Raw genomic sequence first — 20,220 nt, forward strand, 5'->3', positions numbered from 1 at the left:
GCCCGCGTCACTGCGCGCTGCCCGCGCCGCGATCGAGCGATGCCGCCCGCACCGCTTCGCCGGGTTTCGTGAACACGCGCTGCCGCAACGCGGCGATCTGGGCGTCGCGATCCTGCGGCGACAGGCCGGCCGACTCGATCTGCGCACGCTGCGTTGCATAGTCCGCGTAGCGGCTCTGCCACGATGCGTCGTCCTGCTGCATCTGCGCGACGCGCGCGGCGGCTTCCGGACCGAGCGTCTGCGTCAGTTGCGCGCGCATCGCGTCGGGCGTCGCGCCGCTCTTCTGCAGTTGCGCGATCTGGTCGATCGCGGCCCGCTGCTGGTCGACCCGCTGCTGCGCCGCGCGTTCGTCGGCCGGCATCTGCTGCTCGAGCGCCGCGAGCCGCTCGGCCTTCTGCGCGTCAGTGAGCGTGCGATCCTGCGCGATCTTCAGTCGCGCGAGATCGTAGCGCTGCCGCCACTGCTCCGCGCCGAAAAACGGCTGGCTCCAGTCGCCGAGCGTGCGATACGCGATCGACGCGCGCTGGTCGAGCGCGAGCTGCAGCGCCCCCAGGTCGGACTTGTCGACCGCGCCGGCATCGCGCAATTTCGCGAGCGCGTCGAGATACGCGCGATACCGGTGCCAGACGTCGAGCGCCTCGGCCTGCGCAACCGTGCCGTCGAGCTGCGCGGCGATCTGGCGTATGACGAACGCATCGAGCGCGGCCGCGCTCAGGTCACTCTGCGCGGTCAGGCAATAGTCGAAGAAATCGCGCACCGCGCGCGACTTCGCAAGATGGCCGCCGGCATCGAGCGGCAGCCGCGGCGCGCTGGAGCCGGCCAGCGACGACGGCAGGCCGGTGCTCGCCGGCAGCGCGGCCTGCGGCGGCGCGGCAGCCGCCCCGCCTGCCGCGGCCGCGTCCGGCAACTCGGCGGCCGTGCCCGTCCCGCGATGCCATCCCGCACCGCTCCACATCGCGACGCCGGCGATCGCCGCCAGCCCCACGACACCGTAGACCACAGCGCGCCGCGCCAGCGGCGCGCGCCCTTCACGTGCCGTCATCGATCACACGCCCGCGAGCTTCAGCCGGTTCGCATGCGTGCGGATCACCGCGACCGGGTCTTCCGCATTCGCGCCGCGCACGCCGAGCAACTGATTGATCTCGTCGAGATGGTTCCACTTGTAGCTCGTGCTCAGCACCTGGCCGTACAGTGCGCTGCACTTCGACACGACCCCGTCGTTCTGGCCCGAACCGCGGTTGATCATCACCGTGCCGGTGCCAAACAGCGCGAGCGTCGACGGGTCGAGCGCGTTCGCCGGATCGACGAGCGGAATGGTGCTCGTATCCGTCGCACCCGTGACGCCCAGCACGGAGATTGTCGGCTGGATCGCGGTGCCGGCCCACGAATACAGCAGATGCGTGTTGCCGCCGACGGTTTCCGTCGATGCGCCGGTCTGGCAACTGCCCGGCGCACCGAGGCCCGCGCTCGGGTAGTTCTGGTTGTACGTGGCGGCCTGTGCGGTCGTCAGCGTCTTCAGCGCCGCGAGCGCGTCCTGGTTCGTGTTGTTGCTGCTGCTCGTGAGGATGCCGAATACATTGACGAACGCGGCGATCACCGTCGACGACAGCCCGGTCGGATCGTACGCGAGCACGCCCTGCACGAAGTCGGCGAACTCGGAGCCGCGATGCGGCGTGCCGATCGTCGTCACCGACGCGACCAGATCGGGCGCGACGGCCGCGACATAGCGCGACGTCAGCCCGCCCTGGCTGTGGCCGACGAGGTTGACCTTGGTCGCCCCCGTCGCGGCGAGTACCGTCTTCACGTAGGCCAGCAACTGTTCGCCGCGCCCGTTCGGGCCGTCGTCGCTCTGGAAGCCCGACAGGTTCGCGACATAGACGGTCGCGCCATGCTGCTGCAGGTCCTCCTGGATCCCGTACCAGTACTCGAGCACACCTGCATATTTGTCGGTGCCCGTGAGCCCGTGCACGAGAATGATCGGATAGCGCGTCGCCGCGTAGTTGTCGGCGGGCGCGCTCGCCGCCATCACCGCATGCGTCGTCGCGAGCGTCATCGCCGCGGTCATCCCCGCGAACGGCGCGACGCTCATCGCGCATGCCACTGCCCCTGCCACCACCCTGGAACGCATCGATCTGGCCATGCATGTTCTCCTGATTATTGTGCTGCCGGTGCGAATGAACTCGAATCGACGCATGCAGCGCCCTCGTGTGCGCCGTGACCGTCGAATGCGGGAGTGAAGCACGACTAGCCAACGTTTGCGCCCTGACTAGACACGGTTCTCTAATCGGTTGACGCACCCCGCCCGTTCGGGCGGGGCCGCGTTCGCGCGCGCATTTGCTGCAACGCACACGCGTCGCGCGCTACAGCTTCGCGCTCACGCGCAACCACGCGGTACGGCCCGGTTCCATCACCGGCGCGTTCGCCGGATAACCGAAACCCGCGTTGCCGGCGAGGTTCAGGTGCTCCGTGTAGGCCTTGTTCAGCACGTTGTCGACGCCGACCGAGATCTGTACGGTCTTGCTGACGTTGTATTGCGTATGCAACGACAGCACGCCGAATCCGGCGCTCGAACCGAAGTCCTTGCCGACCACGTTGCCCTCATTCAGGGCATATCGATGCTGCGGCGCAACGATCCGCCACAGGCCACCCGCCGCCCATGCGCCGCGCGTGTATTCGAGCCCGAAACGCGCCTCGAGCGGCGGCATCTGCGGCAATGGATCGCCGCTCGCCACGTTGCGCCCCCACGCATACGCGAGCGACGTCTCGACGCGCAGCGGCGCAACCGGCCGCCACGACACGCCCGCTTCGCCGCCCATGATTTGCGCGTTGACGTTGGTGGCCTGCGTGGTCGAGCCCATCATGCCGGCGCTGTAGTTGAACAGGATGAAGTCCTGCACGTAGCCCGCATAGGCCGACACCCATGCGTCGAACCGGTCGCTCTTGTATTGCGCTCCAATGTCGAGCTGCGTGGTCTTCTCCGGCTGCACCGACGAAAATGCGTTGACCGAACCGGCCGGCCCGCGCTTCGCGGAGAACAGCTCCCAGTAGTCGGGGTAGCGCTCCGCATGACCGATCCCCGCGTACCACGTGACAGGCAGCGACGCGAGATCGCGCTCGTAGCGCACGAAACCGCTGGGCAGCACGCGCGCACGATCGTCGTCGAAGGTCGGATTCGGCTTGCTCATCATCATGCCGCTCACCGTCGCGCGTTTGTCGCGTGCGCTCGCATAGTCGATGCGCGCGCCGCCGATCACGCGCGACACGTCGCTCGCGTACCACGTCAGCTCGCCGAACGCGCCCGCGTTCCACATCGTCGCCTGCGCATCCCACGGCTGGTCGCCGTAGTTTTGCGACCCCATCGCCGAACGCGAATCGAGTCGGTTCGACTGCGCGTCGACACCCGTCACGAGCTTGAAGTCGTCGCCGAAACGGAACGTCGCCGCCGCGCGCGCACCGAACGTGCGGCGCCGCACCTCGGCCGCCATCCGCATCGGCATGCTGCTGGTCGGGTCGGGTTGCCGCAACGTGGTGTTGTCCATCACGTGGTCGGCTTCGTTGTAGTACACGCGCGCCTCGATCCGGTCAAGCACGTCGCCGAGATGCCGCTTGTCGAACGACAGGCCGAACGTCTCGCGGCGGAAATGCGCGCCGTCCATCCCGCGGCCCGCGTACTTCGCGTAACCGTCGCCCGTGCCGGCCGTCAGTTCGACGCGCGTGTGGTCGTCGGGCGTCCAGCCGAGTGCCGCATCGGCGTTCCACTTGTCCCACTGCGACGGCACCGTGTTGCCGTTGCCGTCCTTGTAGTCCTGCGAATGCGCGTGGTTCGCGGTCACGCGGCCGTAGACGTCCGGCGTGCCGGCCGTCACGTCGATGTTCTGGTCGTTGCGCCCGAACGAGCCGCCGACGAGGCTGCCGTCGAAACGCATGCCCGGTTTGTCGAATCGCGGCGTCACGCGCTCGAACAGCACGGTGCCGGCCGACGCGCCCGGGCCATACAGCACGGATTGCGGCCCCTTCACGACGGTGACCTTGTCATAGCTTTCCGGTGCGATGTACGACGTCGGCGCATCCATCCGGTTCGGACACGCGCCGAGCGTCGGCATCCCGTTCGCCAGGATGTTCAGCCGCGAACCGAACATCCCGCGCAGCACGGGGTCGCCGTTCGTGCCGCCGCTGCGGATCGACGTGAAGCCGGGGATCGTTTTCAGGTAATCGGCGCCGTCGCTGGCGGGCAGCGGCTGGCGCGGCGCCTTCGGATCCGTGACGACAACGAGCGGTGTCCTCAGCGGCGACGCGACGACCTCGACGGGCGGCAGCAGCGCGGCCGCGTCGTCAGCAGGCGCGCCGGCCGCGCGCGCCGTTTCGGCCGCGGCGGCGCTGGCGGCCATGGCGCCGACGGCCAGCGCGGGAACGGTAAGTTTCAGCATGCGCGGCATGCGCCGCGCACAGGCATTGCGTGACGCCCGTGGCGCACGCAACTGGAAAATGGTCATGATGGAAAGCCCGAGTGACGCCCTCCACGCGGCCTCGACGGGCCGCACGGATATCGGCGGTGGAACAGAACGGAAGAAAACGCGTCAGGCGCGCTCGGGCGGTGCGCGTGGATACGCGCGCGGATAGCGGTTGGCGCGCACCGCGACGGCAGGCGGCGCGGCGGCGGAAACGGAAACGATGGAAACGGAAGCGAACGACGCGGCGGCAGGCGCGCCGAGCACGGGACTGTGCGCGAAGAAGCCGCAATAGCCGCACGCATCGAGATGCAGCGCGTGATCGTGCGTGCGGCCCGCATCGGGCGACTGATGCGCGCCGTGCTCTGTACTGCAGACGATCGCTTCCGGCGTGGCTGCCTGCGCGACGCGCCACTGCGACACCAGCGGCGCCGCGATCGCGAACCAGATCGCGAGCACGCCGAGCCAGGCGGTCAGGTGACGATGTCGGTGCAGCATGCGCGGCGGCGAGTAAGCGGAATGTAAAAACAGCCGAGATGTTACAGAATGTTCGCCGCGATGGCCAGCCGCACATGACGGTAAACGCAGCGAGGGCGCATGGTTGTCAACACAACCATGCGCCCTCGCCTGCCGTGCGCGTCCGGAGCGCGGCGATCAGGGTGCCATGCGCCGCAGCACGTCGTCGCGCCGGATGAAATGGTGGTACAGCGCGGCCAGCGCATGCAGGCCGATCACGAAGTAGAACGCGTTACCGATCAGCTCGTGTGCTTCCTTGATCGTCGGCCGCAGCGCCTTGTCGGGCCCGAACAGCGTGAACGACACGCCGAGCCAGTCGAGCGACACCGGCTTGCCGCCCATATTGATCATCATGATGCCGAGCAGCGGCTGCGCGATGATGAACACGTAGAGCGCGACATGCGCGAGCTTCGAGAGCCAGCGCAGCAGCACCGCCTGCGGAATGGCTTGCGGCACGCGGCTGACCGCCCGCCACAGCACGCGCAGCACCGACAGCACGAGTACGAAGGTGCCCGCGGTGAGGTGCACGTTCATCCAGAACACACGGCTGTCGCTGCCTTTCGGCCCGCGGATCTCGATGGCCAGGTAGGCCAGCGCCACCAGCAGGAAGATGACCCAGTGGAAGAAGATCGCGGGCGAGCTGTAGCGCGTCTGTTTCGCGAGGATGTTTCTCATGCTTCGTCTCGTGTTGTATGCGGGGAGGGGCGCATGCCGCAATCGGCTCGGCAGCCCGGCAAAGCTGCCACGATTGTAGCCGCACGGGCGTCCGGTTTTGCGCGGCGCAGTCAAATATCGGACGAATCGTCAACGCGCGCCGCGCGGGGCGTTCATATGGAAAATCCGCATCGCGCCCGGAGACGGCTGTGGCACGATGAAGCTTTGGTGTCGACGTTGCGCGCGCATCATGAACAAGGCGTTCTTCGTTGCGGCCTACCGGCTGACCGCCGCGTTGCTCGCGGTGTCGACGACGTTGCACAGCATCGCCGGCTACTGGGGCATGCCCGCGTTCGAGCTCGGCAACTTTCTCAGCTACTTCACGCAACTGAGCAGTCTCTATGCGGCCGGGATGCTGGCCGCGGGGCTCTGGCGCATCGCGCGCCCCGGCTCGGCGCGCTACGAATCGATGCGCGGCGCCGCCGTGCTGTATATGCTGATCACCGCGATCGTCTACGAACTCCTGCTCGCGCGGCTCGATGCGCTGCGCCACGTCACGCCCGCGTTCAACAACTGGGTGCTGCACCGGATCGTGCCGCTCGTCATGCTGTGCGACTGGCTGTACGTGGAGCCGCGCTCGCCGATCCCGCGGCGCAGCGCGTTTGCGTGGCTCGGCTTTCCGGTCATCTATCTCGGCTATACGCTGGTGCGCGGCGCGCTGGAGAACTGGTATCCCTACCCGTTCGTCGATCCGCGGCCGCATGGCTACCTGCCGGTCGCGATCCAGTGTTCGCTGATCGCGCTCGGCGCGGCGGCGCTTGCAATGGGCATCTGCTGGCTCGGCAATCGCGCGAGACAGGCCGGCACCGCGGCGTTCAAGGAAGGATGAAAGTGGAAGAAGGCGGGAGCGTGTGCGCCGCCCGGCGCACACGTGGCGAGGCGGGTGGTCAGCCGCCGTTGCGCGGCAGGAAGTTCATCGGATCGACGACCTTGCCGTTCTGTCGGACTTCGAACTCGAACGTCGAACGGCCGCTTGGGTCGGTGCCCATCTCGGCGACCGGCTGGCCCTGGCGTACCGCGTCGCCTTCGTTGACGAGCAGCTTGCCGTTGTGTCCGTAGGCCGTGATGAGCCCGTTGTCGTGCTTCAGGATCACGAGCGGGCCATAGGCCTTGACGCCGGACCCGGCATAAACCACGCGCCCGTTCGCCGCGGCCCGCACCGAATGATCGGGCCCGGATGCGGCGATCACGACGCCGCGCGTCTTGCCGGCCGTAAACGGCGTCGCGACGACGCCCGTGGCCGGCCATGCCAGCGAGCCCGGCTGCGCGGCGGCGGACGGCTGCCCGAGCGACGTCGCGGCCGGCGGCGGCGCGACGCGCAGCACCTGGCCGGGCGACACCGCATCGGTGGGCGCCATGTGGTTCCAGCTGGCCACGTCCTGCACGCGCTGCCCGTAGGCGCCCGCGATGCCCGCGAGCGTGTCGCCCGGGTTCACGCGGTAATAGCCGGCGATCACGCCCGGCGTCGCGGCCGACATGGGGGTCGACTGACGCGCCGGCTGCCAGTTGTCGGTCCACGGTGTCAGCGTACAGCCCGACAACGCGACGGCCGCGGCGATGAGCGCCGCCTGCGGCAGCCAGCGCGCGAGCGCATCGTGGATGGGAATAGTTTCTCTCAAGGGTCCTCCCGGATTTGCGTCGTTGCGCCGCCCACCGCCCTCCGGCGCGCGACGCACGATGTCCGGCCGGAGGGCCGGACCAACCAGTATCCGACCGCTCTCGCGGCCGTCAGTTTCCACAGCGGAGTCGGCGCGAACGGGCTCACCGGCCCCTTTTTCACGTCGTTCCGACCGGCAAAGATACCATTTGTGGCGGTCAGGGCCGCGACAAGTGCCTGATCCGGCAACAATCTTGCGGCGCCGCACGTGCGTGCCGGCGGCCCGCAAACCGCGCCGTGCGGGCCGCCCGGCGGGCCTGTCCCGGGTCTTCCGCTCACTCGCCGCCCTCGCCCGTCATCTCGGCCCCGTCACATTCCCCCCTTCGATCGCTGCCTATACTCGGTGATGCGCAACGCGATCCAACGACAACGAGGAGCATGACGATGAACAACGCGACGTTTCTTTCCGTGCAGCTCAACGCCGACGATTTCGCCGGTTCCAGCGGCCTGGTCGAATTGCTCAACCGGCACCTGCTGTTCGCGACCGACGTCGCCGAGGCGGCCGACGCGCTTGTCCAGCTGGCGAGCGTCGCGCACCTGACGGGTACGCGCCACAGCGTCGAGTTGCCGGTCCTCGCGATCGAGCGGCTGCGCGAGGCGCTCGACACGCTGAGCGGCTACGACGAAACGTGGCTGCAGGTGCTGGAACCGGCCGAAGCGCTGTTCCGGGATATCGGGCGCGGCACGCGCCCGCTGCACTGAGCGCCGGCGCGGTACGCGCCATCAATAAGAGCAGCCCGTCGTTCCGCAAATCGGAACGACGGGCTGTTTGTACTACGGGGTCGGATCCGGCCGCCTGGGCGGCCGTCCCATTAACGACCCTTGTAGATCGGTGCGTCGTCAGCGATACGCTTGACTTGCCAGCCGGTCTTTGCAGCAGCCGGAGCGCCCGATTCTTGCGCGGCGGCCGGTTGTGCGCCGTAGCCGGTCGTGTCGGCGGCGGCGACGTTCTGTTGCGGGTTCACACGGGCTTCAGCAGCTTGGATGCCTTCCGGGTAGGTCGTACGGTCGCTGCCCAGCTTGTAGCCGGCTTGTTGCACGGCGACCAGTTCGGCCTTCACTTGCGCACGGGTGACGGGCGCGTTCTGTTGGGCGAACGACACGGCGGGAACGGCGAGGACAGCAGCTGCAGCGAACGTTGCGATCAGCGATTTCATGATTACCTCCGGGGATTTTTTTGCTCCGCCGCACACACCATGTCTGCAGCGATGGAACAGAGTTTAGTCCCGACGTCCCCTAGGGAAAACCATGAAAGAACGAAAACACTGTTTCCCCGGAGCCAACAATGTCGGCATCCGGGATAGAGAAACCCTATTCAAAGAATAGATTTTCGCAACAATGCTGCCCTCGCGGGCGGTTACGACCAGTTCGCGTGGAAGCTGCCCGGCTTGTCGGTGCGCTCGAACGTGTGCGCGCCGAAGAAGTCGCGCTGCGCCTGCACCAGGTTCGCCGGCAGCCGCTCGGAACGATAGCTGTCGAAGTACGCGACCGCCGACGCGAACGCCGGAACCGGTACGCCGGCCTTCACCGCGGCGACCACGACGTCGCGCAGCGACGCCTGGTAATTCGCGGCGATGTCCTTGAAGTACGGATCGAGCAGCAGGTTCGCGAGCGCCGGATCCTTCGCGTACGCGTCCGTGATCTTCTGCAGGAAACGCGCGCGGATGATGCAGCCCGCGCGGAAGATCTTCGCGATCGTCCCGAGATCGAGGTTCCAGCCGTACTCTTCGGACGCCGTGCGCAGTTGCGCGAAGCCCTGCGCGTACGAGATCACCTTGCTCAGGTACAGCGCGCGGCGCACCGCTTCGACAAACGCGGCGCGATCGCCGTCGAACGACGCGGCGGCCGGGCCCGACAGGATCTTGCTGGCCGCGACGCGCTCGGTCTTCAGCGACGACAGCACGCGCGCGAACACCGATTCGGTGATGAGCGGCAGCGGCACGCCGAGATCCAGCGCGTTCTGGCTCGTCCACTTGCCGGTGCCCTTCTGCGCGGCACGATCGAGGATCACGTCGACGAGGTGCTTGCCGGTCTCTTCGTCCTTCTTGCCGAAGATCTTCGACGTGATCTCGATCAGGTAGCTGTCGAGCTCGCCCTGGTTCCATTCGGTGTACACCGCGCCGAGCTCGTCGTTGGTCAGGCCCGCGACGTCCTTCAGCACCGAGTAGCTTTCGGCGATCAGCTGCATGTCGCCGTATTCGATGCCGTTGTGGACCATCTTCACGTAGTGGCCCGCGCCGTCCGGGCCCATGTACGCGACACACGGCTCGCCGTCCGACGGCGCCTTCGCGGCGATCTGCTTGAGGATCGGCTCGACCAGGTCGTACGCGTCGCGCTGGCCGCCAGGCATGATCGACGGGCCGCGCAGTGCGCCCTCTTCGCCGCCCGACACGCCGGTGCCGATGAAGTGCAGGCCCGATTGCGCGAGTTCCTGGTTGCGGCGGATCGTATCGGTGAAGTGCGTGTTGCCGCCGTCGATCAGCACGTCGCCCTTCTCGAGCAGCGGCTTGAGCGATGCGATCGTCGCATCGGTCGCTTCGCCTGCCTTGACCATCATCAGGATCCGGCGCGGCGTTTCGAGCGACGCGACGAACTCTTCGAGCGTATAGGTCGGCACCAGATTGCGGCCGGGGAATTCGGCGATCAGTTCGTCGGTTTTCTCGCGGCTGCGGTTGTACACCGACACCGCGTAACCGCGGCTCTCGATATTGAGTGCGAGATTGCGGCCCATCACCGCGAGCCCGATCACACCGATTGCTTGTTTGCCCATTAGTCAATTCTCCGGAAAAAACGGGGCGCGACCTGAACCTGGCCGCGCGCACAGGCGAAAGGATAGTGGAAACCCGGCGGCGATGCGCGCTTGCGTGTCATTGCTCCGCGTGCGGCAGCCGCCGGAACACGACGCTCAGGTTGTTCGCCGGCATCTCGACGACCTCGACGCAGTCGAGTCCGCGATCGAGGCCGAGCGCGACGACGGTTTCGAGATCGCGCACGCCCCACGACGGGTCGCGGCTCCGCAACTGCAGGTCGAATGCTTCGTTCGACGGCGCCGTATGCCGGCCTTCGCGGCGATACGGGCCGTACAGGAACAGCACGCCGCCCGGCCGCAGCAGGCGCGACGCGCCCGCGAACAGCGCGTCGGTGCAGGCCCACGGCGAGATGTGAATCATGTTGATGCAGACGATCGCGTCGAGCGCGCCAACCGGCCAGGCTGCGTCGCGCACGTCGAACGCCAGCGGCCCGGCGACGTTCGCGAGGCCCGCGTGCGCGACCCACGCGGAGATCGAGCGCCGCGCCTGCGCATCGGGATCGCTCGGCTGCCAGCGCAGGCCCGGCAACGCCTGTGCGAAGTGGACGACGTGCTGCCCCGTGCCGCTCGCGATTTCGAGCACGCTGCCGCTCGCCGGCAGCACGCGGCGCAATACGTCGAGGATCGGCCCGCGATTGCGTTCGGCCGCCGGCGCCGACAGCCGTGCGGACGGATCGGGCAAAGGCGTTTGATCGGTCACGATGCGTGCTCCGGTGCGCTGCCCGCGAGGCCCAGCCGCGCGGTCAGCGCGTCGAGCGCGGGTGCGCAACGCGCCTCGACCTTCAGCGTCAGCATCGGATCGGCGCGCGTGTGGCCGAGATTGAGCGCGGCGACCGGCTTGTGCTGCGCCTGCGCCCACACGCAGAAGCGGTAACCGGAATACACCATCAGCGACGAGCCGACGACAAGCAGCGCGTCGGCCGCATCGAGCGCCTGCGACGCCAGCGCGACGCGCTCGCGCGGCACATTCTCGCCGAAGAACACGACGGCCGGCTTCAGCAGGCCGCCGCACGCGGGGCACGCCGGGATGCGAAACGTGTCGAGCCCGGCCCATTCGAGATGCGCGTCGCCGTCCGCGGCCGGCTCGGCCTGCGCGCCCAGCAGTTCCGGATTGTCGGCTTCGAGCACGGTCTGGATCGCCGCGCGCGCATGATGCGCGCCGCATGCGAGGCACGTCACGCCATTGATCCCGCCGTGCAGTTCGATCACGTCGTCGCTGCCCGCACGCTGATGCAGGCCGTCGACGTTCTGCGTGACGAGGCGCTCGATCCGGCCGGCGCCGCCGAGCCGCGCCAGCGCGACGTGCGACCCGTTCGGCTGCGCGCGGCCGACGACGGGCCAGCCGATCATGCTGCGCGCCCAGTAGCGTCGCCGCGCGGCATCGGAGCCGAGGAATTCATGGAGCTGGATCGGCGGCGAGCGCATCCATTGACCGTTGCGGTCGCGATAGCCGGGAATGCCGGAATCGGTGCTGATGCCCGCGCCGGTCAGCACGAGCAGGCGCGGATGACGCTCGACGAAAGTGTGCAGCGCATCGAGCGCGGCCGGATCGACGCCGGCGGATGAGGGGTCGTGCAGGGCTTTATCGTTCATGTTGGCAACACGTGATCGGGCGCGCCGGCAGGCTGTGCGCCCGCATGGGCGGCCAGGCACGCCAGCACATCATACAGAACGCCGCGCGATCGGGCCGACGGCCCGCGCGGCCGACCGGCGCACAAAAAAAGACGCCCATCCGCCACTCGGCGATGGGCGCTTCAACAATTGATCCATCGGGGTAGTGGATCAACTGACAGCACAAACTTGCGGCGTCCGTCACGCTGCGACCGGCGAACGCTTCCCCTGAATTACGCATGTTCCGCGATGCCGCACGCATCGTTGCGCCGCCGGCTTTCCTGCATGATCCGGTTCGGGCTCGCCACGCCGCGGCCATTCGCGGCACGCGAACGAAAACGCCGCGCGACGACTTGCGTTGCGCGCAGCTTCATGACGATCCGGGATCCAGGCCGGGGCCATCCACAAGCGTTCACGGTTCATCCCCGACGGCCGACCGGCACCGGTCGGCCTCGTGCGTCACACATGCACGTCGTCGTTCAGTACGAACCCGATTGCTCGGATGGAACGGAAAGCCGCGCGCTCACGTCGCCTCAATCAACGGCGAAGCGAATGTCCCGGCAGGTCGGCGATTCATGTTTGCAACACGATACGTTGCGATTCGGTCTCTTTTCATTCTCTTGTCCCCGTCTTCGATACGTCCGACCCACTGAAGCGATCGCCGGCCCCACTGCACCCGCGACCGCGCTCACGGCTCGTACAGATATGCAAGGAGCGCACCATGCTTCATGCCGCAAGGCCGCGCGGGCCGAAACAGGGCCGTCGACGCATATCGCGCACCGGCAAGAAGCGCGAACGTTTCGAAACTGAAACGCACACGGCGGCCCGCCGGATCGGTGCAGGCTGCCCGAGCCTGCCGCCGTGCCGCTCGCGCACGGCCCGGGCGGGCACCGAGGCGTTGCATCTGCGCGCTGGCGCCAATCGCCTTACAATCGCCCGACAGTAGCCACACGCACACGAACGGACGTGGGCGCGCGGCCTTGCCCCTTCGCGTGGGTCGCCCCGCTCCCGCCTTGCGCAAACACGTTAGCATTCGGACACGCAGCGCCGCGCGTTCGCGTTGCACCGCCTCCCAGGATTCGACATGACCACGCCCGCCCCCGCCCGCCCCGACGTCGCGCATCGCGTCTTTTCGGCCGGGCGGCTGTCGATCGGCCTCACGCTGCCGCTACTTCGCAGCGACCAGATCGTCGCCGACTTCAACGAACAGCTCGAACTCGCGGCGCTGGCCGATACGCTCGGCTTTCGCGCGCTGTGGATTCGCGACGTGCCGCTGAACAGCGCCGACTATCCCGACCCGGTCGGCCACCTCGACCCGTGGGTGCTGCTCGGCGCATTGGCGTCGCGCACGCGCCGGATCGCGCTCGCCAGCGGCGCGATCGTGCTGCCGCTGCGTCATCCGCTGCATATCGCGAAAGGTGCACTGTCGGTCACGACGCTGTCGGGCGGACGCTTCATCCTCGGGCTCGGCTCCGGCGACCGGCCACCCGAATATGCGGCGTTCGGTGTCGACGCGGAAACGCGGCGCGACCGGTACCGCGCACACTGGGACGTCGTCGCGGCCGCGCTCGGCATGCCGTCTCGCGTGCTGCCCGACGACGCGCCGCCCGACGCGCCCGAATTCACACTGCTGCCGCGCGGCGACGGCGCGGTGCCGATGCTCGCGGTCGGCTCGGGCGGACAGAGCGTCGACTGGATCGCGCGGCACTCGATCGGCTGGATGACGTATCACCGCGATCCGGACACGCAGCGCGCCCGCTATTCGATGTGGCGCGCGGCGGTCGACCGGCTCGCGTCGCCGGCCTTTCGCGCGTTCGGCGTGTCGATGCGGCTCGACCTCGCCGCGCAGCCCGATACGCCGGCCACCGCATTGCCGCTCGGTTATGCAACCGGGCGCCATGCCTTGGTCGACATCCTGCACGGCATGCGCGCGGCGGGCACGCATCACGTCACGCTGAATCCGGGATCGGACCGGCCCGTGCGCGAGGTCATCGAGGAACTCGCGGAGCACGTGCTGCCGGTTTTTCACGACGAGCAGGCGTAATTCGTCAGGAATCCGAATTCATATGGCGCGGCGCACGCGCCGTTACAACCACCTTACGATCCGGCAAGCAGGACGTTCCCACATATCGGGTCGCCTACAGTCTGCGTCAGACACTTACATGACAGAACGTGCAGCCGGAATCGCTGCGATGCGATGCTCGAACGACTCGCAAACGCCCGTACCGCCTCGCGTATGCCCGATTCGAATACTCATCGAAGGAACTATTCGGTTCCGATCGCGATCATGTTAACTTCCGTCCATCGTTCAGCTCGGCGGGCCGCGCGCCGATGCGCGCCCGCATGCCCACTCATGCGACATTTCCTCCTCGGCTGGCTGCTGGCCGCCGTCGTCTCGGCCGCGCACGCGGCCGCTCCCGCCCCGGCCGCCGCGTCGGCCGCCTCCGGCACCGCGCCCGCGCTGACGCCGCAACAGGCGCAGCAGGCACTCACCGTGCTCGAAAACCCGCACGAGCGCGCGCAGGTCGAAACGACGCTGCGTGCGATCGCGGCCGTCGGCGCATTGAGCGCACCCGCGGTCGCCGCCAGCGAAACGGCCGCGGCCAGCGGCGCGTCGGCTGCCGCCGCCCCGAGCGCACTCACGTCGAACGGGCTCGCGTCGATGCTCGTCCGCCAGGGGTCGCGCTGGACCATCGAAATCGGCGGCGCGCTGAAGGAATCGCTGCGCTCGCTGCTCGATGTCGGCTCGGTCGGAAGCTGGTGGCATGACAGGCTGGTGCGCGCCGACGCGCGCGCGGATCTCATGCACACGATCTTCCTCATCATCGCCGTGCTCTTGCCTGCGCTCCTCGTCGAATGGTTCGCGAAGCGGCTGCTGCGACGCGCGCTGGCCACGGTGGCCGCACGGCGCGCCGACCCGTCGCGCCGCACCGCGCCCGATTCCGTCACGCCCGACGATGACGATGCGCCACCGCCGGTTGCCTCCGCCCCGCCCGACGCCGCGCCCGCATCGTCACAAGGTCTCGGCCATGCGCAACGTCAAACCACGCTGCTGCACCGGATGCCGCGCGCGCTCGTCAGCCTCGTGCTGCGCGCGGTGCCGCTGCTCGTGTTCGTCGGCGTCGCGAGCCTGACGATGTCGGTGATCGGCGATGCAGGCACGCCGATCGAATCCGCGCTCGAGGCATTGATCGACATCTACGTGATCTGCCGGCTCGTCACGATCGTCAGCCGGCTGTTCTTCCAGCCCGATGCACGGCAATTGCGGCTGCTGCATATCAGCGATGCATGGGCCGACTTCGCGCAACGTTCGATCGCGCGGATCGTGATCGTGGTCGGCGCGTGCACGGCCGCGGTCGAGATCGCCGCGAACTTCGGTCTCAGCGAGGCTGGTCACATCGCGCTGCTGAAAGCGATCGCGCTTGTTGGGCACGTGATGATCTCGGCGCTGATCCTCCAGTGCCGCCGGCCGGTCGCCGCACGGATCCGCGCGGCCGGCGCGGACCGGCCGACCTTCGCGGTGGTCGGCAACGCGCTCGCGGACGCATGGGCACCCGTGTCGGTATTCATCGTGATGGCGCTGTGGTTCGTGTGGGCGCTCGACGTCCACAACGGCTACCGCGTACTGATCACGCTCGGCGGCCGCTCGATCGCGGTGATGATCGGCATGCGGATGGTATCGATCGTCGTATTCGGCGCGCTTGCGCGGCTGTTCCAGGGCCGCGACGAAGACCGCACGCTCGTCCACCTGCACGCGTACCGCTACTACCCGCTGCTGCGCCAGATCGTATCGGGCGCGATCGGCATCGTGACCGTCGTGCTGCTGCTGCAGATCTGGGGCGTGCCGATCTTCCGCGCATTCGAGACCGGCACGATCGGCCACCGGCTCGCGTCGGCGCTGATGACGATCGCGATCGCGGCCGTCGTCGCGCTCGTCGTATGGGAAGCCGCGAACATTGCGATCGAGCGCCGTCTGCAGCGCTGGACGCGCGAAGGCAATCTGGTGCGCGCGGCGCGCTTGCGCACGCTGCTGCCGATGCTGCGCTCGCTGCTGTTCGTGATGATCGCGCTCGTCGTCGTGCTGACGGGCCTCAGCGAGCTCGGCGTGAACATCGGCCCGCTGCTTGCCGGCGCCAGCATCTTCGGCGTCGCACTCGGTTTCGGCTCGCAGAAGCTCGTGCAGGATTTCATCACCGGGATCTTCCTGCTGATGGAAAACGCGATGCAGGTCGGCGACTGGGTCACGCTCGCCGGCGTGTCGGGCACGGTCGAATACCTGTCGATCCGCACCGTGCGGCTGCGCGGCGGCGACGGTTCGCTGTACACGATCCCGTTCAGCTCGGTGACGACCGTCAACAACACGAATCGCGGGCTCGGCAACGCGGCCGTCAAGGTCAGCATCGCCTATGGCGAGGACATCGATCGCGCGATCGCGACGCTGAAGGAGATCGGCGCCGCATTGCGCGACGATCCGAAATACCACGACGGCATCCTGTCGGACTTCAGCTACTGGGGCATCGACCAGGTCGACGGCGCGGCGCTCGCGCTGGCCGGACAGATGCAGTGCACGGATTCGACGCGCTGGAGCGTGCAGCGTGAATTCAACCGACGGATCGCGGAGACCTTCCGCGAACGCGGCATCCGGATCGCCAATCCGCAGCGCAGCGTCGTCGCGTACGCGGATGGATCGCGGCCGGCCGGCAACGGCGAGAACGGCAGCCATGACGGCAACGGCAATGCCGCCGCAACAGCGCCCCGGCCGCCGTCAAGCGACGAGCCGGCGCGCAAGCCGAACTGACTGGACGGATTAGCGGCCCGTCGCGCTCAACGCGCGGCGGGCTTGGTCACGCGCCGCGTGTTTTTCGCCGCGGAGGTTGATGCATCCGGCTTCGTCGTGCGTTTCGCCGCAGCACGCGGCTTCCGCTTCACGACAGACTCCGAATCGGCGGCAAGCGCATCGCGCTGCGCATGCCATTGTTCGAGCAGCACGCGCGTCTGGTCGGCGATCGTCTCGATCAGCAGTGCCGCGCGCTCGCCATTGAACGCATCCCATTCGAGCACCTGCAGCGCAGAACGCTCCGCGATGTGGAACACCGTGATCTGCCCGTACAGGCTCATCGCGCGCAAGCGCGTGACGGGATCATCGGCCGGCCGCCCCGAGATGCGGCCGATCAGCTCGGCGCTCACGTCGTTGAGCGGCTTGCGCATGCGCTTCATCAGGATTTCGCTCGCGCTCGCCGGCTCCTGGCCGACCTGCTCGCGCGCGAAGAACAACCGCTGGTTCATCGTCTTCGGCGCCGTGAACATCCGGTCCGACAACGCGCGCAGCAGCCCGACGAACGCGTCGATCAGCACGTCGACGTCCGCGTCCGCGTCGAGCATCGCCCACGCATGGCCAACCGACGGCGCGAACACCTCCCAGCCGTTCTCGGCGATCGTCTCCACGCACGCGCGGTAAACGCCTTCCTTGTTCTCGAAGTAGTACTGGAGCGCCGGTGCGTTCACGCCAGCCATCGCGGCGATCTCGCGCGTCGATGCGCCCGCGAACCCGCGCTCGCCGAACAGTTCGATCGCCGCTTCGATGATCCGCTGGCGCGTTTCGTCGCCGCGCGCGTAGCCGCACGCCGACGTGCGACGCAGCTTCTTCGCTTCGTTCATGCCTTCCTCGTCATTCGATCGATCGACATTCTACTTGACACAATTCTAGCAACTGGAATAATTCTTCCACTCGGAATAAATTGGACGCCAGCATGTCGACGCTGCAAGACCCGCCACAGAAAGCAAATCGTCAGGAAACCGGAACAACGCCGCGCAACGAAAAGGTGGGATCGAAGCGGCGCATCCTGCTCGTGGTCGCCGTGCTCGCGGCCATCGGCGGCGCCGTCTGGCTCGGCCGCTGGTGGACGGTCGGCCGCTTCATCGAAAGTACCAACGATGCGTACCTGCAGGCGGACAGCATGACCGCCGCGCCGAAGGTCGCGGGCTACGTGACCGACGTGTATGTGCGCGACAACCAGGCCGTGAAGGCCGGCGATCCGCTCGTGCGGCTCGACGTCCGCCAGTACCAGGTCGCGCTCGCGCAATCGCTCGCGACCGTCGACGCGCGCCGCGCGGATATCGCGCGCGCCGAAGCCGACATCAGCCAGCAGCACGCGAATCTCGAACAGGCCGATGCACAGGCGAAGGTGTCGCAGATCAACGCACGCCACGCGAGCGACGAATACGCACGTTATGCGCCACTCGCGGCGACCGGCGCCGAAACGCATGAACGCGTGGCCGACCTGAAGAGCACGCGCGACCAGGCGGCCGCGACGCTCGCCGCGAACAACGCATCGATCGCCGCCGCCCGCACGCAGATCGCATCGTTCACCGCACAGCTCCAGCAGGCGCGCGCGCAGCTCGAGGCCGCGCAGGCCAGCGCCGCGCAGGCGCAGCTCGACCTCGACAACACGGTCGTGCGCAGCACGCTCGCCGGCCGCGTCGGCGATCGCACGGTGCGCGTCGGTCAGTATGTGCAGCCTGGCACGCGCCTGCTGACCGTGGTGCCTGTCGATGCGATCTACCTCGTCGCGAACTTCAAGGAAACGCAGATCGGCCAGATGCGCATCGGCCAGCCCGTCGAACTGCACGTCGACGCGCTGCCGGACGGCGCGCTGTCCGGCGTCGTCGACAGCTTCGCGCCGGGCACGGGCGCGCAGTTCGCGCTGCTGCCGCCCGAAAACGCGACCGGCAACTTCACGAAGATCGTCCAGCGCGTGCCGGTGCGCATCCGCCTCGCCGCGGACGCGCGTGCGCAGCGCATGCTGCTGCCGGGCCTGTCGGTGACGGTCGACGTCGATACGCGTTCGGCCCGCGACGAGCAGCACCATGGCTGATACGCCCGCCACGATGCCCGCGCCGCCGCACGAAGGCCGCGCGAGCGTGACCGACTGGATCGCGGTCGCGGCCGGCGCGCTCGGCGCGCTGATGGCGACGCTCGACATCTCGATCACGAACTCCGCGCTGCCGCAGATCCAGGGCGAAATCGGCGCCACCGGCACCGAAGGCACGTGGATCTCGACCGGCTACCTGATGTCGGAAATCGTGATGATCCCGCTCGCCGCGTGGCTCACGCGCGTGTTCGGGCTGCGCAATTTCCTGCTGACGAACTCCGCACTCTTCATCGCGTTCTCGATGATGTGCGGCTGGTCGCATTCGCTTCCGATGATGATCGCCGGCCGGATCGGCCAGGGCTTCACCGGCGGTGCGCTGATCCCGACCGCGCAGACCATCATCCGCACGCGGCTGCCGTTGTCGCAGTTGCCGGTCGGGATGACGCTGTTCGGCCTGATCGTGCTGCTCGGGCCGCTGTTCGGCCCCGTGCTCGGCGGCTGGCTCGCGGAGAACGTGAACTGGAGCTGGTGCTTTTTCCTGAACCTGCCCGTGTGCCTGCTGCTGATGGCGCTGCTGGTGTTCGGGCTGCCGTCGGACCGCCCGCAATGGGGCTCGTTCTTCAACGCGGACTGGCTCGGGATCGCCGGCCTCGCGATCGGCCTGAGCTCGCTCACCGTCGTGCTCGAGGAAGGCCAGCGCGAACGCTGGTTCGAATCGCAGATGATCGTCACGCTGAGCCTCGTGTCGCTCGCCGGGATGATCCTGATCGCGTTGTCGCAACGCTTCGCGAAGCGACCGATCATGCGGCTGTCGCTGATGCGCAACCCGCGCTACGCGAGCGTGATCGTGATCGTGTCCGCGGTAGGCGCCGGCCTGTACGGTGTGTCCTACCTGCTGCCGCAGTTCCTCGCGATCGTCGCCGGCTACAACGCCGAGCAGGCCGGCGCGATCATGCTGCTGTCGGGGCTGCCGGCCTTTCTCGTGATGCCGATCCTGCCGCGCCTGCTCGGCAAGGTCGATTTCCGCATCCTCGTGATCTCGGGGCTGCTGCTGTTCTGCCTGAGCTGCATGCTCGACATCAGCCTGACCGCGCAGAGCGTCGGCCACGACTTCGTGTGGTCGCAACTGATCCGCGGCGTCGCGCAGATGCTCGCGATGATGCCGCTCAACCAGGCATCGATGGCGGCGGTCGCGCGCGAAGACTCGGGCGATGCGGCCGGGCTCTACAACATGGCGCGCAATCTCGGCGGCTCGATCGGGCTCGCGATCATCGGCACCGTGATCGACCGCCGCACGACCTTCCATACGGCCGCGCTCCGCGAATCGGTGACCGCGAATTCGCTGATCGGGCAGGACCGGCTGTCGGCCTATGCGGCCAACTGGTTCGCGCACACCGGCGACCTCGCGTATTCGAACATGCGCGCGCTCGGCCAGCTCGCGCAGCAGATCCAGATCCAGGCGGTCGTGATGACCTACTCCGAAACCTTCTACCTGCTGGGCCTCGCACTGCTCGCCTGCGTACCGCTCGCGCTGCTGCTGAGAACGCCGCGCGGGCCGCAGCCGATGTCGTCCGGCCATTGAACCGTCTTACG

Annotated in this window: 18 protein-coding genes; 6 read left to right on the forward strand and 12 right to left on the reverse strand. The window is 67.9% G+C overall.

All coding sequences use genetic code 11. From position 1 onward, the window contains the following. Positions 1 to 7 precede the first annotated feature (7 nt). The 5 genes from H3H55_RS27250 to H3H55_RS27270 form a co-directional block, all read right to left on the reverse strand. Positions 8 to 1,042: a lipase secretion chaperone gene (locus H3H55_RS27250; RefSeq protein WP_193100960.1), complete on the reverse strand. Its 1,035-nt coding sequence runs from the start codon at positions 1,040 to 1,042 to the stop codon at positions 8 to 10. Positions 1,043 to 1,045: 3 nt separating this feature from the next. Next, positions 1,046 to 2,140 carry an esterase/lipase family protein gene (locus H3H55_RS27255; protein WP_193100961.1) on the reverse strand — a complete coding sequence of 365 codons (1,095 nt, stop codon included), beginning with the start codon at positions 2,138 to 2,140 and terminating at the stop codon, positions 1,046 to 1,048. A gap of 220 nt (positions 2,141 to 2,360) precedes the next feature. Beyond that, positions 2,361 to 4,493: a TonB-dependent copper receptor gene (locus H3H55_RS27260; protein ID WP_193100962.1), complete on the reverse strand. Its 2,133-nt coding sequence runs from the start codon at positions 4,491 to 4,493 to the stop codon at positions 2,361 to 2,363. Positions 4,494 to 4,577: 84 nt separating this feature from the next. Next, complete coding sequence (locus H3H55_RS27265; protein WP_193100963.1) at positions 4,578 to 4,946, reverse strand: DUF2946 domain-containing protein; 369 nt, start codon at positions 4,944 to 4,946, stop codon at positions 4,578 to 4,580. 156 nt (positions 4,947 to 5,102) lie between these two features. Beyond that, on the reverse strand, positions 5,103 to 5,639 hold the full coding sequence (locus tag H3H55_RS27270; protein ID WP_048250537.1) for a cytochrome b: 537 nt from the start codon (positions 5,637 to 5,639) through the stop codon (positions 5,103 to 5,105). A gap of 229 nt (positions 5,640 to 5,868) precedes the next feature. On the opposite strand from H3H55_RS27270, the gene H3H55_RS27275 reads away from it, so the two are divergent. Next, the gene (locus H3H55_RS27275; protein ID WP_193100964.1) at positions 5,869 to 6,507 is read left to right on the forward strand and encodes a Pr6Pr family membrane protein; all 639 of its coding nucleotides are present in this window, start codon (positions 5,869 to 5,871) and stop codon (positions 6,505 to 6,507) included. A gap of 58 nt (positions 6,508 to 6,565) precedes the next feature. Here H3H55_RS27275 and H3H55_RS27280 read toward each other — a convergent pair whose 3' ends face one another. After that, positions 6,566 to 7,297, reverse strand: a complete 732-nt coding sequence (locus H3H55_RS27280) for a peptidoglycan DD-metalloendopeptidase family protein (protein WP_129516913.1) — start codon at positions 7,295 to 7,297, stop codon at positions 6,566 to 6,568. 422 nt (positions 7,298 to 7,719) lie between these two features. Here H3H55_RS27280 and H3H55_RS27285 point away from each other — a divergent pair, with 422 nt between their 5' ends. Further along, on the forward strand, positions 7,720 to 8,037 hold the full coding sequence (locus H3H55_RS27285; RefSeq protein ID WP_129516912.1) for a hypothetical protein: 318 nt from the start codon (positions 7,720 to 7,722) through the stop codon (positions 8,035 to 8,037). Between the two features lie 110 nt (positions 8,038 to 8,147). On the opposite strand, the gene H3H55_RS27290 is transcribed toward H3H55_RS27285, so the two are convergent. The 5 genes from H3H55_RS27290 to H3H55_RS27310 form a co-directional block, all read right to left on the reverse strand. After that, on the reverse strand, positions 8,148 to 8,492 hold the full coding sequence (locus H3H55_RS27290) for a DUF4148 domain-containing protein (protein ID WP_129516911.1): 345 nt from the start codon (positions 8,490 to 8,492) through the stop codon (positions 8,148 to 8,150). Between the two features lie 200 nt (positions 8,493 to 8,692). Next, positions 8,693 to 10,105, reverse strand: a complete 1,413-nt coding sequence (gndA, locus tag H3H55_RS27295) for an NADP-dependent phosphogluconate dehydrogenase (RefSeq protein WP_193100965.1) — start codon at positions 10,103 to 10,105, stop codon at positions 8,693 to 8,695. A gap of 97 nt (positions 10,106 to 10,202) precedes the next feature. Then, a complete protein-coding gene (locus H3H55_RS27300; protein ID WP_193100966.1) occupies positions 10,203 to 10,844 on the reverse strand; it encodes a DUF938 domain-containing protein in 642 nt (213 codons plus the stop codon). Continuing rightward, positions 10,841 to 11,737 carry an NAD-dependent protein deacetylase gene (locus H3H55_RS27305; RefSeq protein WP_193100967.1) on the reverse strand — a complete coding sequence of 299 codons (897 nt, stop codon included), beginning with the start codon at positions 11,735 to 11,737 and terminating at the stop codon, positions 10,841 to 10,843. The genes H3H55_RS27300 and H3H55_RS27305 overlap by 4 nt, the downstream gene beginning before the upstream one ends. A gap of 251 nt (positions 11,738 to 11,988) precedes the next feature. Continuing rightward, positions 11,989 to 12,129: a hypothetical protein gene (locus H3H55_RS27310; RefSeq protein WP_193100968.1), complete on the reverse strand. Its 141-nt coding sequence runs from the start codon at positions 12,127 to 12,129 to the stop codon at positions 11,989 to 11,991. A gap of 710 nt (positions 12,130 to 12,839) precedes the next feature. On the opposite strand from H3H55_RS27310, the gene H3H55_RS27315 reads away from it, so the two are divergent. Then, a complete protein-coding gene (locus tag H3H55_RS27315) occupies positions 12,840 to 13,799 on the forward strand; it encodes an LLM class oxidoreductase (protein ID WP_193100969.1) in 960 nt (319 codons plus the stop codon). A gap of 309 nt (positions 13,800 to 14,108) precedes the next feature. Beyond that, positions 14,109 to 16,553 (forward strand): mechanosensitive ion channel domain-containing protein, encoded by a 2,445-nt coding sequence (locus tag H3H55_RS27320; protein WP_193100970.1) that lies wholly within the window; start codon positions 14,109 to 14,111, stop codon positions 16,551 to 16,553. Between the two features lie 26 nt (positions 16,554 to 16,579). On the opposite strand, the gene H3H55_RS27325 is transcribed toward H3H55_RS27320, so the two are convergent. Beyond that, on the reverse strand, positions 16,580 to 17,413 hold the full coding sequence (locus H3H55_RS27325) for a CerR family C-terminal domain-containing protein (protein WP_193100971.1): 834 nt from the start codon (positions 17,411 to 17,413) through the stop codon (positions 16,580 to 16,582). Positions 17,414 to 17,505: 92 nt separating this feature from the next. On the opposite strand from H3H55_RS27325, the gene H3H55_RS27330 reads away from it, so the two are divergent. Continuing rightward, positions 17,506 to 18,630 (forward strand): HlyD family secretion protein, encoded by a 1,125-nt coding sequence (locus tag H3H55_RS27330; protein WP_193100972.1) that lies wholly within the window; start codon positions 17,506 to 17,508, stop codon positions 18,628 to 18,630. After that, positions 18,623 to 20,209: an MDR family MFS transporter gene (locus H3H55_RS27335; RefSeq protein WP_048252177.1), complete on the forward strand. Its 1,587-nt coding sequence runs from the start codon at positions 18,623 to 18,625 to the stop codon at positions 20,207 to 20,209. The genes H3H55_RS27330 and H3H55_RS27335 overlap by 8 nt, the downstream gene beginning before the upstream one ends. The last annotated feature ends 11 nt before the right edge of the window (positions 20,210 to 20,220 follow it).

This window comes from Burkholderia sp. Z1, assembly GCF_014893795.1.
GTDB lineage: Bacteria > Pseudomonadota > Gammaproteobacteria > Burkholderiales > Burkholderiaceae > Burkholderia > Burkholderia theae.

Excerpts from the sequence above, each read along its gene's own strand:
- H3H55_RS27250 (WP_193100960.1), bottom strand. The coding sequence starts at position 1,042 with ATGACGGCACGTGAAGGGCGCGCGCCGCTGGCGCGGCGCGCTGTGGTC.
- H3H55_RS27255 (WP_193100961.1), bottom strand. The coding sequence starts at position 2,140 with ATGGCCAGATCGATGCGTTCCAGGGTGGTGGCAGGGGCAGTGGCATGC.
- H3H55_RS27260 (WP_193100962.1), bottom strand. The coding sequence starts at position 4,493 with ATGACCATTTTCCAGTTGCGTGCGCCACGGGCGTCACGCAATGCCTGT.
- H3H55_RS27265 (WP_193100963.1), bottom strand. The coding sequence starts at position 4,946 with ATGCTGCACCGACATCGTCACCTGACCGCCTGGCTCGGCGTGCTCGCG.
- H3H55_RS27270 (WP_048250537.1), bottom strand. The coding sequence starts at position 5,639 with ATGAGAAACATCCTCGCGAAACAGACGCGCTACAGCTCGCCCGCGATC.
- H3H55_RS27275 (WP_193100964.1), top strand. The coding sequence starts at position 5,869 with ATGAACAAGGCGTTCTTCGTTGCGGCCTACCGGCTGACCGCCGCGTTG.
- H3H55_RS27285 (WP_129516912.1), top strand. The coding sequence starts at position 7,720 with ATGAACAACGCGACGTTTCTTTCCGTGCAGCTCAACGCCGACGATTTC.
- H3H55_RS27290 (WP_129516911.1), bottom strand. The coding sequence starts at position 8,492 with ATGAAATCGCTGATCGCAACGTTCGCTGCAGCTGCTGTCCTCGCCGTT.
- gndA (WP_193100965.1), bottom strand. The coding sequence starts at position 10,105 with ATGGGCAAACAAGCAATCGGTGTGATCGGGCTCGCGGTGATGGGCCGC.
- H3H55_RS27305 (WP_193100967.1), bottom strand. The coding sequence starts at position 11,737 with ATGAACGATAAAGCCCTGCACGACCCCTCATCCGCCGGCGTCGATCCG.
- H3H55_RS27310 (WP_193100968.1), bottom strand. The coding sequence starts at position 12,129 with ATGAAGCTGCGCGCAACGCAAGTCGTCGCGCGGCGTTTTCGTTCGCGT.
- H3H55_RS27315 (WP_193100969.1), top strand. The coding sequence starts at position 12,840 with ATGACCACGCCCGCCCCCGCCCGCCCCGACGTCGCGCATCGCGTCTTT.
- H3H55_RS27320 (WP_193100970.1), top strand. The coding sequence starts at position 14,109 with ATGCGACATTTCCTCCTCGGCTGGCTGCTGGCCGCCGTCGTCTCGGCC.
- H3H55_RS27325 (WP_193100971.1), bottom strand. The coding sequence starts at position 17,413 with ATGAACGAAGCGAAGAAGCTGCGTCGCACGTCGGCGTGCGGCTACGCG.
- H3H55_RS27330 (WP_193100972.1), top strand. The coding sequence starts at position 17,506 with ATGTCGACGCTGCAAGACCCGCCACAGAAAGCAAATCGTCAGGAAACC.
- H3H55_RS27335 (WP_048252177.1), top strand. The coding sequence starts at position 18,623 with ATGGCTGATACGCCCGCCACGATGCCCGCGCCGCCGCACGAAGGCCGC.